The sequence below is a fragment of the Shewanella sediminis HAW-EB3 genome, from assembly GCF_000018025.1.
Lineage (GTDB): Bacteria > Pseudomonadota > Gammaproteobacteria > Enterobacterales > Shewanellaceae > Shewanella > Shewanella sediminis.
Genome location: NC_009831.1, coordinates 3,154,694 through 3,173,209, shown reverse-complemented (window position 1 = coordinate 3,173,209; position 18,516 = coordinate 3,154,694). Strand labels below are relative to the sequence as shown.

Annotated in this window: 18 protein-coding genes; 12 read left to right on the top strand and 6 right to left on the bottom strand. The window is 44.3% G+C overall.

The window, feature by feature from the left end; genetic code table 11:
- Positions 1 to 112: 112 nt before the first annotated feature.
- Positions 113 to 988 (top strand): NAD(P)-dependent oxidoreductase, encoded by an 876-nt coding sequence (locus SSED_RS13745; RefSeq protein ID WP_012142958.1) that lies wholly within the window; start codon positions 113 to 115, stop codon positions 986 to 988.
- A 71-nt stretch (positions 989 to 1,059) separates the two neighbouring features.
- On the opposite strand, the gene cdd is transcribed toward SSED_RS13745, so the two are convergent.
- Positions 1,060 to 1,950, bottom strand: coding sequence for a cytidine deaminase (gene cdd, locus SSED_RS13740; RefSeq protein WP_012142957.1), 891 nt, complete (start codon positions 1,948 to 1,950; stop codon positions 1,060 to 1,062).
- Positions 1,951 to 2,046: 96 nt separating this feature from the next.
- Positions 2,047 to 3,459: an exodeoxyribonuclease I gene (gene sbcB / locus SSED_RS13735; protein WP_012142956.1), complete on the bottom strand. Its 1,413-nt coding sequence runs from the start codon at positions 3,457 to 3,459 to the stop codon at positions 2,047 to 2,049.
- 311 nt (positions 3,460 to 3,770) lie between these two features.
- Between sbcB and SSED_RS13730 the strand changes: the two genes are divergently transcribed.
- From SSED_RS13730 to SSED_RS13720, 3 genes are all read left to right on the top strand, one after another.
- Positions 3,771 to 4,592 (top strand): hypothetical protein, encoded by an 822-nt coding sequence (locus tag SSED_RS13730; RefSeq protein WP_012142955.1) that lies wholly within the window; start codon positions 3,771 to 3,773, stop codon positions 4,590 to 4,592.
- Between the two features lie 23 nt (positions 4,593 to 4,615).
- Positions 4,616 to 5,428 (top strand): 23S rRNA (guanine(745)-N(1))-methyltransferase, encoded by an 813-nt coding sequence (gene rlmA / locus SSED_RS13725; RefSeq protein ID WP_041421697.1) that lies wholly within the window; start codon positions 4,616 to 4,618, stop codon positions 5,426 to 5,428.
- Positions 5,429 to 5,728: 300 nt separating this feature from the next.
- A complete protein-coding gene (locus tag SSED_RS13720) occupies positions 5,729 to 5,935 on the top strand; it encodes a cold-shock protein (RefSeq protein WP_012142953.1) in 207 nt (68 codons plus the stop codon).
- 429 nt (positions 5,936 to 6,364) lie between these two features.
- Here SSED_RS13720 and SSED_RS13715 read toward each other — a convergent pair whose 3' ends face one another.
- From SSED_RS13715 to SSED_RS13700, 4 genes are all read right to left on the bottom strand, one after another.
- The gene (locus SSED_RS13715; protein ID WP_012142952.1) at positions 6,365 to 7,264 is read right to left on the bottom strand and encodes an ABC transporter ATP-binding protein; all 900 of its coding nucleotides are present in this window, start codon (positions 7,262 to 7,264) and stop codon (positions 6,365 to 6,367) included.
- Positions 7,261 to 8,097: an ABC transporter permease gene (locus SSED_RS13710; RefSeq protein WP_012142951.1), complete on the bottom strand. Its 837-nt coding sequence runs from the start codon at positions 8,095 to 8,097 to the stop codon at positions 7,261 to 7,263. Before SSED_RS13710 ends, SSED_RS13715 begins: the two co-directional genes overlap by 4 nt.
- Positions 8,098 to 8,284: 187 nt before the next feature.
- Positions 8,285 to 8,950 carry a YceH family protein gene (locus SSED_RS13705; RefSeq protein ID WP_012142950.1) on the bottom strand — a complete coding sequence of 222 codons (666 nt, stop codon included), beginning with the start codon at positions 8,948 to 8,950 and terminating at the stop codon, positions 8,285 to 8,287.
- Positions 8,951 to 9,090: 140 nt separating this feature from the next.
- Complete coding sequence (locus SSED_RS13700; protein WP_012142949.1) at positions 9,091 to 9,924, bottom strand: CvfB family protein; 834 nt, start codon at positions 9,922 to 9,924, stop codon at positions 9,091 to 9,093.
- A 431-nt stretch (positions 9,925 to 10,355) separates the two neighbouring features.
- On the opposite strand from SSED_RS13700, the gene speA reads away from it, so the two are divergent.
- The 8 genes from speA to SSED_RS13660 all read left to right on the top strand — a co-directional run bounded on the left by speA (position 10,356) and on the right by SSED_RS13660 (position 18,338).
- A complete protein-coding gene (gene speA, locus SSED_RS13695; RefSeq protein WP_012142948.1) occupies positions 10,356 to 12,269 on the top strand; it encodes a biosynthetic arginine decarboxylase in 1,914 nt (637 codons plus the stop codon).
- 50 nt (positions 12,270 to 12,319) lie between these two features.
- Positions 12,320 to 13,249 (top strand): adenosylmethionine decarboxylase, encoded by a 930-nt coding sequence (locus SSED_RS13690; protein WP_012142947.1) that lies wholly within the window; start codon positions 12,320 to 12,322, stop codon positions 13,247 to 13,249.
- 30 nt (positions 13,250 to 13,279) lie between these two features.
- On the top strand, positions 13,280 to 14,200 hold the full coding sequence (gene speB, locus SSED_RS13685; protein ID WP_012142946.1) for an agmatinase: 921 nt from the start codon (positions 13,280 to 13,282) through the stop codon (positions 14,198 to 14,200).
- A gap of 63 nt (positions 14,201 to 14,263) precedes the next feature.
- Positions 14,264 to 14,905, top strand: a complete 642-nt coding sequence (pdxH, locus tag SSED_RS13680; protein ID WP_012142945.1) for a pyridoxamine 5'-phosphate oxidase — start codon at positions 14,264 to 14,266, stop codon at positions 14,903 to 14,905.
- 437 nt (positions 14,906 to 15,342) lie between these two features.
- Positions 15,343 to 15,918 (top strand): YceI family protein, encoded by a 576-nt coding sequence (locus SSED_RS13675; protein WP_012142944.1) that lies wholly within the window; start codon positions 15,343 to 15,345, stop codon positions 15,916 to 15,918.
- A 130-nt stretch (positions 15,919 to 16,048) separates the two neighbouring features.
- A complete protein-coding gene (locus SSED_RS13670; RefSeq protein WP_012142943.1) occupies positions 16,049 to 16,405 on the top strand; it encodes a DUF3802 family protein in 357 nt (118 codons plus the stop codon).
- 412 nt (positions 16,406 to 16,817) lie between these two features.
- Positions 16,818 to 17,201, top strand: a complete 384-nt coding sequence (locus SSED_RS13665) for a SpoIIAA family protein (protein ID WP_012142941.1) — start codon at positions 16,818 to 16,820, stop codon at positions 17,199 to 17,201.
- Between the two features lie 267 nt (positions 17,202 to 17,468).
- A complete protein-coding gene (locus SSED_RS13660; protein WP_012142940.1) occupies positions 17,469 to 18,338 on the top strand; it encodes a putative ATP-dependent zinc protease in 870 nt (289 codons plus the stop codon).
- Positions 18,339 to 18,516 lie beyond the last annotated feature (178 nt).

The following is an 18,516-nucleotide window of genomic DNA, read 5'->3' as shown; positions in this document are numbered from 1 at the left end:
ATTGCAGTATGATAAGGCACCTTAGGGTGCCTTTTTTCTATCCGACTTTCATAAAAAATATACAGGGTGATAGACTAGCTCAGCTAAGAACTAAAACTAATAAGGGATAAAGATGGCAAAAGTAGCATTTATCGGTCTGGGTGTAATGGGTTACCCAATGGCTGGTCACTTGGTTAGCAATGGGCACGATGTCACCGTATACAATCGTACTGTTGGTAAGGCTGAGGCTTGGGTAAACGAATATGACGGACAATCCAAATCTAGCCCTGAGCTTGCAGCACAGGGGCAGGATTTTGTCTTTATCTGTGTCGGTAACGATGACGATCTGCGTGATGTGACCTTAGGTGAAGCGGGCGTGCTCAAAGGAATGGAGGCGGGAGCGATTCTTGTCGATCATACGACAGCCTCTGCCGATGTAGCCCGAGAGATAGGTGAAGTGGCATCACAATCCGGGATCGGCTTTCTGGATGCGCCGGTGTCTGGCGGACAAGCTGGTGCCGAGAATGGCGTGCTGACCGTGATGACAGGCGGTGATCCGGAGATATTTGAGCAAGCCAAACCCATTATCGATGCCTATGCTCGTTGTATCGAACGTCTTGGCGATATTGGCGCAGGACAACTCACTAAGATGGTCAATCAAATCTGCATCGCAGGTGTGGTTCAGGGGTTGGCTGAGGGGCTTCATTTTGCCCGCAGCGCCGGACTCGATGGTGAGAAGGTTGTCGAAGTGATCAGTAAAGGGGCCGCACAATCCTGGCAGATGGAGAATCGCTATCAGACGATGTGGCAGGGAGAGTATAATTTAGGTTTCGCCGTAGACTGGATGCGAAAAGATCTGAATATTGCATTAGATGAAGCCAGAAAGAATGGCTCACATCTCCCCCTGACAGCTTTGGTCGATCAGTTCTACTCTGAGGTGCAGGCCATCGGCGGTAATCGCTGGGATACGTCAAGCCTGTTGGCAAAACTTGAGCGCAACAGAAAGTAACTTAAAAAAGTAATTCAGAAAGAAAAAAGGACTGCTTCGGCAGTCCTTTTTGATTGACTAGTCTAACGTGCTTACTCTGGGTCGAGGACGATATGTTCAAGCTCTACCGCAGCAACGGCGTGAAGGGCATCCATCGTCGCGCCAACCAGAGAGATTTTTCCACCCGCTGACTCGATAAGTACCGCACGAGAGATCTCACAGAACTCTCTGTTATGTCTGGCCATGGTAGAAAGCGCCATCTGCATGGGTAACATAGAGGGGTTAAATGCCGCATTTTCAGCATATCGGCCACAATAGGTCGCACCATCTTGTGTCTCCAGGACAACAGCGGCATAGCTATTGGTATAAGGGGCGTAGCTTAAGCTTGCATGATCCAGAGCCTCGATGATCATAGGATCTGAGCTGTCCAGACTAAGCTCATGCTGCTGTTTCGTTAGCAGGGGCTCAGTGATGTTCAGATCGCTCGGGCCAAAGGCATAGGGCAGATAGTGTGACAGAGGTTGAGTTTGCTGCTCAGGAAGGTGGATTTTCACCTTCTGACCTTCGACCAGTTCGTTCATAAATTGGCGACAATGACCACATGGTGAGAAATTAACGATGACATCTTCAATTTGACGTTCACCGCTCAGCCATGCATGACTGATGGCACTCTGCTCTGCATGCACCGAATGGAATAGTGCCTCACCTGAGAGCTCCATATTTGCACCCATGTAGATATCACCACTCTTACCTTTGGCAATGGCACCGACATAAAACTCACTGATAGGCGGTCTGGCCAGTGCCGCGGCAACAGGAAGCAAAGCGATCAGAAGCTCGCTCTCTGCTAATCCACTCTTGGTGATAAGCGTGCTAAGTTGCTGGGCATCGATATGGCCGGCAAACTCGGCATTCAACATGGGTACCAATGCATCTGATAGTGGTTTGGGCAACTCTGCGATGCACTTTATAAATCTATCTTGCATGTTTGTGGTCCTATAATTGTTAAGATAATGAAGATCATTTTAGTAATCGTTTTACAATGATGATGAGATCCAGCTCCCATTTATCTCAGTAAAATCCTACAAATTGCTAAGGTAATGACATAAAGCCGTAAGTAATTTTTGTTTGTCTTCATTTTGTGCGGTTTCATTCATCAGGTTTTCTAACTTCAACATGTAATCGGGATCGTTGAGTCTCGCCTGACAAAATTCTCGCCACCTCATTGATTCCATCTCATCGAATGTCTCAGGGTAATTGCGGCCGCGGTACCTGAATAACATCTCCTTGAGTCTGGAGTCGTCGAACTCGAGCTCAAGTGCTGCAAGGTTCTGCGGTGAGGTATGACGAATAATTTCCATCTTCTCTTTATCTGCAGAACTGAAAAATCCACCGCTATATAGCTGTAGGTCGGGGTCCGTTGAACCAGACTCATATTCAACATCGAAGACGGCGACTAATTTTTCTCGCAGTTCCGGGTGTTGCTTCAATAGCTTAAACTGCTCTCTGGCAAATGCCTTATCGATATTGAGTCTCTCGGCATTTTCATCACTGAGTGTCTTAGCGGAAGCGATAAAGGGACATTTATTGATGTGTATCTGTTTAACGCTGATAGGAAGTTCATCCTCGGCAAGATCGGCTCTTCGCGTATACATACGCTCTCTGATCTGATCGACACTGAGCTCGATAAGAGGCGAGATATCCATGGCTAAATTAACGCAGATAATGGCATTTTTATTGGTGGAGTGATGTGCCACCGGCGCAATGATGGTTGTACAGCCATGGAGTGAACTGATTTTTGAACTGACATGTACCAGAGGTTGCATGTTAAGCACATCGATGAGTTTAGACACCTCCTGTTTACGTCTTAAGGTGAAGTAATAGTCGAATAGTTTAGGTTGCTTCTGTTTAATCAGCTTTGCCATGTCTATGGTGGCATAAACATCTGACATGGCATCGTGTGCCTTTTCATGGCTTAAGTCGTTGGCCTGAGTCAAATGCTCTAACTTAAAGCTGGGTGAACCATCCTCTTTTACCGGCCACTCGATACCATCGGGTCTGAACGCATAACAGGCCCTCACGAGATCGATAATGTCCCAACGTGAGTTGCCTTGCTGCCACTCACGGGCATAAGGGTCATAAAAGTTTCGGTAGAAACCATACCGAGAAACCTCATCATCGAATCGAATGGAGTTATACCCGGCAACGCAGGTATTGGGCTGACTAAACAGATCATGCACTTTAGCCATAAACTCGGCTTCTGGGATCCCTTTCAGGTTCGCCAGCTGAGGCGTAATGCCTGTGATCAGTATCGCTTCGGGCGAGGGGAGGTAATCATTGGCTACCTTGCAATAAAAAGTCACCGGATCGCCAATAATATTAAGATCCATATCTGTACGGATCCCTGCAAATTGGGAAGGGCGGTCTTTAGCCGGGTTGGCACCGAAAGTTTCATAATCGTGCCAGAAGATGCTTGGGTTATTGCTGGGAGACATAGGTAATATTTTTTGGAAGATACTTGCGACTAATCATAGCATTCTACTTATCGCTTTGTCCTTAATGGTGAGGCTAAGGTTTATAAGCAAGCTAAATGGGGCTGTAGCTGAATTATTGTGCCGAAACGATTTTGTTGTGAATGTGTTTTTGGCACATGGATGGTAAGGGGGGAATAGAGGTTTCATCGTGATAATGAAGCTAGATGAAAAATCTAGCATGGTAGATATATGGTTCAATTTTAACCATTTTCATCGCTGGTACAAATAAACTAAGCCATGTACAATCCCTCACCCAATAGAGGTGTTGTACTATGTTTGAACCCCTGCTGACACAGCCTGAAATTTTAAAACTCGATCATCACTCCAGACTGATTGTCACCCTGCACGAAAGCACGAGTGACTTTAGCTTACTACAAGTCATGAATGGCCATATAGGTGAGTTCATTATTGTCTCCATCAGCGATGACTCCTTGTCTGTCATGGTTCGATTGCACCCTTTTCTTTCTATCGCGGTGGAACCATCGAGTGCAGATATAAGCGCAGTACTCGATGATAATAGCGCTGCATTGTCAAGAAGTGCAGGGCAAGGGTGGCGTCTATTTAGTGCGCTGGGCATATCTCCAAAAATGTGTGCCCGGCAACTCAGAGAGGGCTTGTTTATCGATGTAGGTTTTAACTCACAAGCGCAGTTCTCCATTGTGCAGTCTAAAATGTGGCAAATTATCGCGTTAGAGCAAGATAATAGATTATTTCATGGGCCCAGAGAGCTTATGCGGGCGAGGGCGCTTGTTGCCAGAGCGGTTCAACATGAACTCAATACCGAAGAGTTATTGCTTGAAATAAGCGAGTTAGAAAATGTCAGGAGCGATCTTTCTACCTTTAGTTGCAGCGAGCTGGTTAGACGTCATCCAGAGATCAGTGCTGAAGTGACTAAGTTAGATGCGCAACTATTGAGAAAGAAACAGTGGTTGTCCCGCAGTTACAATCAATCTGTGGAGCGGGTGAGTTGGCAGTACTCTGCTAACCATGCTTCAATAAATGAATTACAAACACGAAAGCTGGAATATTATAAGCTGTTATCGACCACAGCGATTAACGACATGGTTCAACAACTGATTGTTGACGAAGAGTAACCAAATAAACCAACGGAAAAATGATGAAATATCGTTGTCCCCTATGTAAACAAGCTTTGTTACTGAAAGAGAGAACCTGGTATTGCCCTGATAATCACAGGTTCGATTGTGCCAAAGAGGGTTATGTCAACTTACTGCCTGTACAGAAGAAACGCTCCAAAGATCCAGGCGATAATAAGGAGATGATGTTTGCTCGCCGAGAGTTTCTCAATAAAGGGCACTACCAACTACTCAGCGACCGAGTGAATGAATTAGCCCTGCAGCATGCTCATGGAGCGAAGGCCGGATTAGATATCGGCTGTGGTGAAGGTTATTACAGTCATCGTTTATATGATGCAATGTCTGAAGAGATGAATTTTTCGCTTCAAGGCCTGGATATTTCTAAGTCTGCACTGAAATACGCATCGAAAAGGTACTCAGATATCAGCTTTTGTGTTGCAAGCGCATTTGAAATGCCATTTGCGGATGAGAGTTTTGATCTGATGCTGCGTATCTATGCCCCCTCCTTAGATGAAGAGTTAAGGCGCGTGGCTAAAAAAGAGAGCATATTGATCACAGCCTCTGCTGGGAAGAACCATCATTTTGCGCTTAAAGAGCTGATATATGAGAAGCCGACTCCCCATATAACCGAGAGCAGCAAGATAGCTGGTTTTGAGTTGCTTCACCGGGAAAATTTGGAGTCGACTCTGGTACTCAGTGAAGGAATTGAGATCACTCATTTTCTTAACATGACACCTTATAGCTGGAAGTTGACCGACGAACAGAAAGCAAAATTGGTAAAAAATGGGCTTAAATGCGAGTTAGATTTCAAAATTGAGGTTTTTAAAGCCATTTAATTAAAAATAAACGGGTGAGCGGTTAAAAAATGACCAACTATCTGTTTTTAGTGTTTTTACACCATATTTACAATCATCTCAATAAAACCAAGCAACAGATAACAAAGCGAAAAGATGGTTTTCTGGTGATTTGATTGTTGACATGAGCAGAGAATGATTTATAGTAGTTGCAGCTCGAAGGTTGCATTTATTTTTATGTTCCAATACGATTTGTTCGTCCTGTTAACATAAGTAATACCGGCATTTTCAAGCTCTACTGCCGTTTAGGCTATATTTTATTTAAGTTACAGGATTTATATCATGTCTCAAGTTACTGGCGTTGTTAAGTGGTTCAACTCTGACAAAGGTTTTGGATTTATCGAGCAAGAGTCTGGTCCAGACGTTTTTGTTCACTTCCGTGCAATCAACTCTGACGGTTTCAAAACTCTTGACGAAGGTCAGAAAGTACAATTCACTGTGACTCAAGGTCAGAAAGGTCCACAAGCTGAAAACGTAACTATCGTTTAGGTTTGAGCCTTTGATTAGCTTTAGCTAATCCAAAAGAATTTTTAAGAGCTGCGATTTATCGCAGCTCTTTTTTATGTCTGTAAAATAATAAAAAATGAACCAAGACACCTCATTATCCGCTCTCAACATCTTTATAACCTTCTCCTGAATGTAGCCCTCGGCAGCAACCTCTTTCCTTAGGTATGAAATCAGCCAGCCAACGTGGATATTTCCGGCAATATTTTCAGTGCTGTATCGATTAATAGAGACAGGAAGCGAGAAACGGGTCAGTACTCTCAGGGACTTTCAAATGAGCGATTTTGAAATAAAGGGCGTTGATAAAGGCGATGTCGCGAGAATAAAAAAAGGCATCACAGATTGTGATGCCTCAAATGATTGCAGTGTCCCGTCCTGAGATAAGTTGGCAATTAGGATTGGTATTAGATTACTCTATGAAAAAAGTTTATCTTCAAGGGTTCTGCCTTTCAGCAATGCCCGGTATTTCCAACCGTTTTTCGATAAAAGAGTAAAGAACTGAACTTCGATATCATGGATCTCTTCGGCAGAATAATGGATTAAATATTCATTTTCTTGCTTCTTAGTGACACTGTTTATACCGGTTAGGCTCTCGAGTACCGAGACGAAGAGCTCATCGTCGCACTCTTGCATCGAAACCGTGAGGTACTCATCTGTCATGTTTTCCTGTATTGAGACAGACTGGCCAAGCTTACCCTGGTCGAGATAGAGTACCTGATCGCACAATTTTTCAAGTTCATCCAGGTTGTGAGAGCTGATCACGAAAGTGATATCGGATGACAAGCCTCTGACTAACTCACGTATCACCTTCGCATTTGCCGGATCCAGACCCGCCGTTGGTTCATCCAATAAGACCAGCTGAGGCGAACCAATCAGAGCCTGGGCAATGGATGCTCGTTTACTCATACCATGACTCAGCGATTGTGGTTTTTGCTCCACAACATGAGCAAGGTCGACTAAGGACAATACGCGCAGGCTCTCAGCTTTTGCTTGTTTAGCCGTTAACCCTTGCAGAGTACCAAACAGAGTGAATTGAGTGATTAGATTCAGGTTAGGGTCCAGAGTCGCATCTTGTGGTAGTGATGCTACTTTACCAAGCAGCTTGCGACTGCCTGGCTTCTCTCCCATGATTGTCACCGAACCACTGCTCGGTATTAAATAGCCACACAGTAAGCTAAATAGGGTGGTTTTACCTGCGCCATTGGGCCCTACAAGCGCTATAGGTGACCCAGCCTTCAGCTCAATTGAGACTCTGTCGAGCGCGAGTTTACTGCCATAGGACTTAGTCAGCATCTCACATTTTATCAGACTCATAATGAACTCCTTTTCATGTAGGTTCTACCAAGGAAAAGTAACACCAGGGTCTGGATAACAGGGATTGGAGCATAAACAAAACTGCCCATTCCTTGAGTGTTGATCATCAAACTCAGCTGCGCACCAGGCAAGGTCCAGTGAAGGAGTCCGGCGATTGATGGAATGTAGTTATTGATTATGGCAAGTACGATGGCACTCACAGCCCAAAGCAGAATGGCGTAGATAGTCGCCTGCCTGGCTGAATTTGCATACAAGGAGAGAATGGCCATCAATGCCGTGAAGGGGGCAAGAATAATGACCATATTGATAAAAACAATTACCCCGGAAGTGAGCGCCGGCAGAAGCAATGTTGCGTCACGTGACATCGCAAGGAGAACGGTGGCTAAAATAGTAAACAGGAGCAATAGCGATTGGATCAGCATATGACCGATGTATCGGCCAAGGAACAAACTGTCGCGCCCCGTCCTCAGCGTGAGGAACCTAAAAGTGCCTCTTTGTCTGTCAGATGCAAATTGGTCGGCTGAAACAAAGATACTGAAAAGTGGGAAAATATAGAGCGCCGATATCCAAAGTATCGCCATCTCGGCCACCTGCCATTGAAACAATTGGCTAATAGACTCTTCACCAAATACGCCGGCAATCAGCTGTCTGAAGTCCGGGTTGAGCAGGAAGCTGGATGCACTACGGATAGGGTATAAAAGCAGTAATAACCACACGAGTGAGAATGCGACAAGAGCGATCATCCCTCTGGGGTTAAACAGTAATTTTCTTAATTCAAATTTGGCCAGTATGAGCGTATTACGCATCAAGCCCGAGTCAGCGTTAGGTTCCAATGTGATCCCTTTTGGTTTGCTATTCCGATTGATAGGTACAATAACACCCTAGAGCACCGATTAGTTTCACCCGGTGGTACTCTGGTGATCTTTATTTTGTAACTGGTCGTTTTGTAACTGATCGTTTCCGTGAAAATCAGTATTTTATACTAATTGATATTCGTTATTGTCGGTCAGTTGTTGCTTGTCAATTAAGTAATTCGTGCAGTGCTTCTTTCAACATGACGACCTCTTTTTCTAATAGTGTCACCCGGGCCGATAACTTTTCCATCTCATCACTCGTATGTGGGCTGTTGTCGCTTTGTTGAGCTGGAGCCGATTGCTTCAGGATAGGAGCAGACACTCCCTTTGACTGTTCCGAAATTAACTCTTCGTAGCAAGAATCCCTTCTGCCGGGTTCTCTGGCGAGTTGATGAACGATGGCCGGATCGGCTTGCGCCAAAGTGAGCAATGTTCTCTCTACTGCAGCGACATCTTCGAAATGGTGCAATCGGTTACTTCTGGTCCTTAATTCACCGGGAGTTTGCGGGCCACGCAGAAGCAGGAGGCAGACGAGGGCATATTGAGCAGGACTCAATTGAAGGTCGCTAAACTCCGTATTGCAGAATCGATGTTTATATTTGACCACTCTGGAGCCAAAACCACTTTGGTCTGTTACCTGTCTTCGTTTCATCAAAGAGTCTACGGCCATTTGCGTTTCGGTTTCAGTCATAGACAGTACCGGCTCACGGCTCGATTTTTGATTACAGGCAAGGGTAAGTGAGTTTAAAGAGAGGGGATATTGCTCTGGAGTGGTGACCTCTTTCTCGAGAAGGCATCCGATAACTCTTGCTTCGTGGAGTGTTAATTTCATTTCAGGAGACTCATAAAAAAAGCATAACTTTGTTATAACAGAGTCATGCTTTTAATCAAAGCTTCGAATTATTATCAAGCATCTCACTGCTTGAAAACTAGTCGAATCGTCCTAAGTAGCCTGAATTCAGGTCAAGTCGCTTAATCGACCAACCTTATTCCATCGACAGAGATGGTGATCTGTTTTGCTTTATATAAGCCACCGATACTCTTCTTGAAGGCTTTCTTACTCATAGACAGCTTGGCATAAATGGTATCGGCATCCGTCTTATCATTTAACGGTAGGAAACCACCGGCTTGTTTAAGCTTAAACATGATAGTCGTCGAATGCTTATCTAACTCTTCTTTGACCCCTTTTTGCAAGATAAGGTCAATTTTGTCATCACTGCGAACCTGTTTAATGAAACCTTTCATTCGCTGACCGAAGCTTAGTGTGCGGAACACTTCATTTTTGAAGATCACGCCCCAATGGCTGTGATTAATAATTGCCTTGTAACCGAGATCGGTAGTACCACCGATAATCAGATTCACCTCTTCGCCTGCATCATAGGGAGGTGGTGTCGTGTCGAGAAATCTGTCGATCTTTGAAGAGGCTACGATGCGATCATCGACATGACTCTGGTAAATGTAGACAAGGTAAGAGCGACCTTCCTCTATTTCACGGTGTTGTTCACCGAAAGGAAGCAGTAGATCTTTGTCTAAACCCCAGTTTAGAAATGCACCGAATGGTCCGGTAGCGACGGCTTCTAAATAGGCGAATTGGCCAACTTCAGCTAAAGGCTTACGCGTGGTAGCAATGAGCTTATCTTCTGAGTCCAGATAGATAAACACCTCTAACATATCGCCTAAGTTACACTCTTTTGGCATGACCTTGGTCGGTAGAAGTATTTGACCGAGTTCCTGTCCATCTAAATAAACGCCAAATTCAACGATTTTGACGACTTCGAGTGTGCTGGTTTTGCCTATCTGTATCATGGAGTTCTCTATTGCTTACGACATATCTATGGCTGCTGATTATAGTGGAAAAAGAGTCATTAATCTGTAAGTGATTTGAATCTAACAGGACTAATTGAGTGAAATTTAGTCGCGCAGAGTGCTCCCGCTAACTTTCATGGTAATCTTCATCGAAATAGTGCAAGTTAAACTTCACAAATTATGTGGTGCAACTACTTGCAAAATAGTCATTTGAGGTGTTTAATCGCGCTCCTTTAATTTGGTTATTTCGTCTATAACGCACAGATTTAAGCTAGTATAATGATGTTTTACTGCATTCATATTGACGGGCTCGACGTAAATTGATGTTTTGCGCCTAAAGACGAATAGCTTTGCTAAATTAGTTTTAAATAACAGTACCGACAATCAAGCACGGTACTACTCTATCTGGCTTATATACAGGTTTAAAGAATATGAGTGATTGGTCTATTAATGATGCCCGCACCGGGTACAACGTTAATTATTGGAGTCAGGGGCTTTATGGGATTAGTGATACCGGGGAAGTAACCGTCTCGCCCGATCCCTCTCACCCTGAATACAGTATAGGGCTAAATGAACTTGCCAAAGATATGGTCAAGTCTGGCGTTGCCTTGCCAGTGCTGATTAGATTCCCTCAGATCTTACATCATAGGGTAAACAGCGTTTGTCAGGCGTTCAATCAGGCAATACAAAAGTATGAATATCAATCTGATTACCTGTTGGTCTATCCGATCAAGGTCAATCAGCAGCAAACGGTTGTCGAAGAGATCTTGGCCAGTCAGGTTTCTAAAGAAGTGCCACAATTGGGGCTCGAAGCGGGTAGTAAGCCAGAGTTGATGGCTGTACTTGCCATGGCTCAGAAAGCCAGTTCAGTGATCATCTGTAATGGTTATAAAGATGTCGAATACATTCGTCTGGCTTTAATCGGTGAAAAACTGGGTCATAAAGTTTATATCGTTTTAGAAAAGTTATCTGAACTTAAGATCATTCTGGAAGAAGCTGAAAAGCTTGGTGTTACGCCTAGATTAGGTTGTCGGGTACGTCTTGCGTTTCAAGGTAAAGGCAAGTGGCAGGCCAGTGGCGGAGAGAAATCGAAGTTTGGTCTTTCGGCTTCTCAGGTACTTACCGTTATCGACTCATTAAAACAATCGCAGATGCTGGATTCATTGCAGTTGTTACATTTTCACCTTGGTTCTCAGATTGCCAATATTCGGGATATTCGCCAGGGAGTGAGTGAAGCAGGGCGCTTCTATTGCGAACTTCAAAAGCTTGGGGCTAACGTTAAGTGCTTCGATGTCGGTGGTGGTCTGGCTGTCGATTATGACGGCACCCGTAGCCAAAGTTCCAGCTCGATGAACTACGGATTGACCGAGTACGCTAATAATATCGTGAGTGTACTTACCGATCTTTGTAATGAATATAAGGAGCCAATGCCAAGAATTATCTCGGAGTCGGGTCGTTTCCTTACGGCACATCATGCTGTGTTGATCACCGATGTCATCGGCACCGAAGCGTATAAGCCAGAAGTTATTGAGGAACCAGAGACCGAGGCGCCACAGCTTCTGCATAACATGTGGCAATCTTGGAGCGAAGTCAGTGGCAGAGCCGATCAACGTGCCTTGATTGAGATCTATCATGATTGTCAAAGCGATCTGAGCGAGGTGCATTCACTGTTTGCCTTAGGTCAGTTGAGTTTATCTGAAAGAGCATGGGCGGAGCAGGTTAACCTTAGAGTTTGCCATGAACTTCGTGATGTGATGAGTCCGAAATATCGTTTCCATCGCCCCATCATCGATGAGTTAAATGAAAAGTTGGCTGATAAGTTTTTCGTCAACTTCTCGCTATTTCAGTCACTGCCTGATGCCTGGGGAATCGATCAAGTGTTTCCTATCATGCCGTTATCTGGTCTCGATAAGGCGCCTGAGCGCCGTGCGGTCATGTTAGATATTACCTGTGACTCAGATGGTACAATCGATCAATATGTCGACGGTCAGGGAATTGAAACCACAATACCGGTGCCGACCTGGAGTGCAGAGAGTCCGTATCTGATAGGCTTCTTCCTTGTTGGGGCATATCAGGAGATCTTGGGTGATATGCATAACCTGTTTGGCGACACTAACTCGGCAGTCGTACGGCTCGATGACGATGGCAGAACCAATATTGAATCGGTTTTGGCTGGAGACACGGTGGCGGACGTACTTAGGTATGTGAACCTCGATGCAGTATCATTTATGCGTACCTATGAAGAGTTGGTCAATAAGCATATTCAAGAAGCTGAGCGAGCGAATATACTCGAAGAGCTACAGCTAGGGTTGAAAGGTTATACTTACCTGGAAGACTTCTCATAGGGTAATTAGAGCAGGCTCATAATGGGCCTGCAACTGGGTAACTCAACTGTATGTTTTTTGAAGGTTCAGAGAAAAAAATTGAAGTGGTCGTATCCTCTACGACCCCCTCTTTACGACAATTGGGCGATGGTTTTTGGGCTGCGATAGTCGCAAGCGCAAATGCAGAAATTCTTTCAAAGATGTCTAATGCTTATTGTGACGCTTACATTTTAAGTGAGTCCAGCCTTTTTGTCTGGGACCATAAGTTTCTGATGTTAACCTGTGGCACGACCACGCTTGCCGATGCGGTACTCCTGTTTGTTGATAAGTTGGGTGAAAATGCGATAGCGTCTGCCAGTTATCAGCGAAAGAGTGAGTCTCTTTCCCACCTTCAAGCGAGCAGTTTCGAATGCGACTTGTCACGGCTCAGAGAAAAACTCTCGGGGCGCGCCTATCGTGTTGGCCATTTAGATACTCATCATCACTATATTTTTTGCGCCGACACGAAAGCGCAATGGTGTCCTCCCCAGAATAGTTGTGAGCTGTTGATGTATCACATCAAGGGCGATGTCGCCAAATACCTGAGAAGCGATAAGCAGTCGAGCAGAGGGATCAGAGATATGCTTAGGCTCGATTGTTTGTTCCCGGATTTCGTATTCGATGATCATATTTTCGAGCCCTTTGGTTACTCAATCAATGGTCTGTGGAATGAGAAGTATATGACGATACATATCACCCCACAGGAAAAGGGGTCCTATGTGAGTATCGAAACAAACTTGCACTTTACTCAAGGCTCGTTCAATATATTCTCCGACCTGTTAAATATATTAAACCCTCGAAGTTGGGATGTTATTGGTTTCAATACCGAAATCACCTCAGAAGGTTTTCCCGCTTGTATATCGGTGGCGAGTTGTTCTCTACCGATCACCCCAAGTGATACTGTTTATTTCAATCAATATCATCAGCAGAGTAATGAAGTGCTGATCCCTGAATCTTTGTAATGATGATTCTTATTAATTTATGGAGCTTTTATGACCACAATTGCAGATAAACCTGATTACTCTCTCTATTCCAATGCATTTGGTTATCTAAGACAACCTTTAGATTTTAACCCTATTCAAAGCGATGCCGATGTTGTGATCTTGGGTCTGCCTTTTGATATGGCCACCACGGGGCGTTCTGGCGGCCGCATGGGACCTGGAGCGATTCGTCAAGCCTCGATCAATCTTGCCTGGGAAGAGACGCGTTGGCCTTGGGACTTTAAGCTTAGTGAGCGTTTGAAAGTTGTCGATGCCGGCGATCTGGTTTATGACTGTGGTGATGCAGCCGACTTTACCCAGCGTGTCGAAGACTTCGCAACGGCAATCCTTGATGCCGATAAAGCCCTGTTAAGTTTTGGTGGCGATCACTTCGTGACACTGCCATTGTTAAGGGCGCACTATAAAAAACATGGTAAAATGGCACTACTTCATTTCGATGCGCATACCGATACCTATAGTCAGGGGAGCAAGTACGACCATGGTACTATGTTCTACCATGCGCCAAAGGAAGGGATTATCGCACCGGAAAATTCACTACAAATCGGTATTCGAACCGAATACAATCATGACGACCACCAGTTCCAGGTTATCGATGCGGCAAATGCAAACGACATGACAGCCCAGGAGATCGTGGCGCAGATCAAGCAGCGGGTAGGGGATATGCCGCTCTACATTACTTTCGATATTGATTGCTTAGATCCTGCTTATGCCCCGGGTACCGGCACGCCCGTGTGTGGTGGCTTGACCAGTGACAAGGCGATGAAAATCATCCGTGGCCTGCGGGGCATGAACGTCGTCGGAATGGATGTCGTTGAAGTTGCCCCAGCTTATGACAGCGCAGAAATAACAGCGTTAGCCGGAGCAACGCTGGGTCTTGAGATGTTGCATGTGTGGTGTGATTCGAACAAGTAAAACAACGAAAGGTGATATGGTTAGTATCACCTTTTATCTGAACAAGAGTAGGGACAAGCAGAAATGTCAAAGCTGAGTGATATCAGACGTGAGTATACGCTTGGAGGGCTTCATAAAGAGGACCTTCCCGGTGATCCTATTGAGCTATTTTCAAAATGGATGGAACAAGCCCGCGACTCGGAGGTACTCAGCGATCCGACGGCCATGTCGGTTGCAACGGTAGACGCTGACGGACAACCCTTCCAGCGGATCGTTTTGCTGAAGCGGTTCGATAAGGGAGGCTTTGTTTTCTTCACTAACTTAGAAAGTCGAAAATCACAGCAGATAGCAATAAACTCGAAGGTGAGTTTATTGTTTCCGTGGCATTCACTGGAACGTCAGGTCGCGATCACCGGCGAAGCCGAGCCTCTGTCGACGGCTGAAGTGATGAAGTACTTTATCACCAGACCTAAAGAGAGCCAGATTGCGGCCTGGGTCTCTAAACAATCCAGCAAAATATCGGCGAGACAGGCGCTTGAATCTAAGTTTGCGGAGATGAAAGCGAAATTTAGTCAGGGTGAGGTTCCACTGCCTAAGTTTTGGGGAGGCTATATTGTTAAACCCACCAGTATTGAATTTTGGCAGGGTGGTGAGCATAGACTACATGATCGTTTTCTCTACTCTAAAGAAAATTCTGGCTGGGATATAAGCCGACTCGCACCATAGATTGTCATTGTTTGTATACCCAAACGACCTGAAAATGCTCGTTTCAGAGGCCTTGCGTGAGTTCAATTCTAGGCGCATTGGCGTAGGAATGGTGACCCCTTTTAAGCTAATGCAACAACGAAGTGGGCTTGCGCAAAGCCTTCTACGATGGGTTTTAATGTGTTTTACTCTGCGTTATTGATTTTGCCAAGGGAACAACCATTACCTACAATCAATGTCTTGACTAAAGCACATTAAATTCCCACTGAATCCTGTATTTCCAAGTGGCTTGGGTATATAAGTGTAGAGGGATATAAGGCTTATCCCTCGACTCTCTCGTTAACTCCCTTCATCACGATACATTTACAAATTCTCATTTTCATTCTTATACTTGTTACTGTGTGAATTTTAATCGCGGAACACCATAATTAATTTCAAACACCGCTTAAGGGGAGAATATGAGAACTTCAATTATTGGGATATTGCTTTTGTCGTTTGGTTTTATGGCGTCGGCTACGCCATGGTCTATCGATAACGACACCTCAAATATCAGTTTCATTTCAACGAAGAAAGTCGATGTTGCCGAGATCAACCATTTTAAGACATTTTCCGGTCAATTAACCGAACAGGGGCATTTTACCTTAACCATTGAGCTTGCCAGTGTTTGGACCAATGTAGATATCCGTGATAGTCGCTTAAAAGATATTCTCTTCGAAGTCGGCGCATTTCCTAAGCTTACACTGAACGCGACTGTCGATATGGATAAGCTCGCAAATATTCTGGTCGGTGAGACTGGAGTGATGGAGATCGCTGCCGATATAAACCTGCATGGTAAAATGCAAACAAAAACACTCTTTGTCACAGTTGCTAAACTTAGCGAGCAGCGCCTGTTGGTTTCCAGTACACAACCGACTATTGTTAATGCAGCGCAATACGGGCTCTCATCAGGGATCGATAAATTGAGAGACATCGCAGGTCTCACATCAATTAGCAAGTCTGTTCCAGTCTCATTTATTTTGAATTTAAGTCGTTAAGCTCAAAGTACAAAGTAAAATCGAGACTCTAGGTAAAAACTGTTTCATAATGCCAAATAAATGTCTTTTAAACTGGATAATGAGCATAGTATCTACCATGCTCTAACTGAGTACATGAATAGGGTCGAAGATGGTTACAGATAAAGATGGGTATATGCATCTCATTCAGTTCCTCTCAGAGCATTTAGGGCTATTTGAGGGGAAAGAAGCTGCGGCTTTGACAGATGATACCGTTATGGAATTATTTGAAGAGCAGCTTTCTGCACAGATTATTATGGTGTGTGGTCAGAATCCATCGCTAACCTTTGCTCAACGTAATCAAGTTATTCGTGAGATTGACGCCATCGTCTATGATCTCGAAGAGATCTTGGCGAGCGTGGCAAACCGAAAAGCTACCCCCAAACAAACGTTATTTATCACCGAATTTTCTGGCCTGATTAAAAATCTGTTCGATCAGGAAATTTCAAAAGTTCTTATCACCGAGTAACTGTATAATTGCTTACAGAATTTTACACCTGGCAACTTGTGCCCTATGAAGAATACGCCTAATGTTGGATTAACATTAGGAGTATTCACCTGAATATGTGGAAAAATTCTTTCGAGCAACAACATTTTGTTGTCTATTTTGCCTTACTGGTATTTTGGGGGCTAGTACACCTCTTTAGCCACTATGCCTTTGGTTTAGGATGGGGCTTCTTTCCATTTGTGATCACTTTGCCCTTTATTCCATTTATACTTGTCTGGTTAGGCGTACAATTTTCACGACATTTCAAACATTATCAAGAGGGGGTATGTAGAAGCCTTCATGTATGTCATTGCTTCTGTACAGCCACTCTTTTTAGTTTGTTTGTATTTCATTTTGTGTATTAATTTCGGTTAGCAGATGCAAGGAGTGCGCGATGCTTAAATTATTAAGTGGCTTTGATCATGATACGGTCGCTATCAGGGCGTCGGGAGTGGTCACGGGTGAAGATTATGACCAAGAGCTGTTGCCTGTCATCGAAGAAAAATTGAAAGATCATGCGTGCATTAAACTTTGGTACGAATTTGATGAAGCCTTTGAGGGTATTTCTGTTGGAACCCTCTGGGATGATGCAAAACTCGGTCTGTTTCATCTGACCGACTTTTATCGTGTGGCGTTTATTACTGATAGTCGGTTGGTCGCCGGGATGGCGAATGCGTTAGCCTATATGATCCCCTGTCCGGTTAAGGTCTTCGAGCGAAGTGAAACAGGACAGGCATTACAATGGATGAAAGAGTCAGAGACGAGCGAAACTGTTTGAGTCTGTGTGTCGCCTTGTTGCTTGAGTTAATTTTTTATCGTAAATTTTGTAGTGAATTGTAATTGTTAGTTAAGTGTCGGCCTGGTGCCGACATTTTTTGTGGATATAGTATTAAACTCAGGTAAAACAAGACTTAGTCTAGTTTTATATCGATGCGAATCGTGTTTATCTATTATATTCATTTCGCATTCAGCGGGAGTTCAAGTCTCTGAAGGCGAGGGTGGTAGTATATTCAATGGAACTGGTATTAATTATTAGGAAAAAAGAATGCTGAAAAAAATTGGCTTTTGTATGTTACTCGTTTCAAGTACCTGTTGGGCCGGAGATAAAGCAATTATAGGTTCATCTGAGCTGATGTCGGTCGAACAGACCGGATTAAGTTATGAGGCCAGAATTGATACGGGCGCGGTGAATACCTCTCTTCATGCCTTCGACCTGGAAATAGAAGGTGGCAGTGAAAAGAAGATGAAAGACAATGTGGGGAAAACCTTGTTTTTCACCACAGAGAATGAAGAGGGCCTTCAGAAACGTCTGAAAGCTAAGATTGTTAAAACCTCTACCGTGAGTAACTCTCAGGGCAGGGAAACACGTTATATGGTTGACCTTAAGGTTGGTTTCCAGGACAAGGAGAGAAAAGTCAGAGTCAACCTGAGAGATAGAAGCCATATGGATTATAAGTTACTCATAGGTCGAAATTGGCTTAAAGGTAAATACATAGTCGATGTGTCAGAAAAGAAAGTCATAGGGCCTGTAGCGCCGATTAGTATTCTGGAGTCGGGTCTGACTTTTGAAACCCGTATCGATACCGGAGCCGTAGAGAACTCACTCCATGCCGTCGATCTCAAGGTGGAGAATGGTGAAAAGGATATGGAGAAGAATATAGGTAAACGCTTGAGCTTCACCACCGAAAATGAAAAAGGGGAGTCTCATCGGGTCAATGCGATGATCGTTGAAACCTCGTTGATCCGTAACGCTCAGGGGAGCGAGATACGGTATATGGTCGAGTTGACCGTGGGTCAGCCTGGCCAAGAGTATAAAGTAAAGGTTAACCTTAAAGATCGTAGTAAGATGAGTTATAAATTTCTTATCGGTCGAAATTGGTTACAGGGCCATTATATGGTCGATGTCTCGCTCTAGTTAATACCGATTGGTATAAGAGCAATGAAAAAGGTGCTTTAAGCACCTTTTTATTATACCAATTGCATTAAATATCTGACCATTCAGCGGGAGTTCAAAGCCCTGTAGGCAAGGCGGGGGATTGAAGCTAATAGTTATTCTATATATAAAGCCCCCAACGCAGTATAAAGGGCTTTGA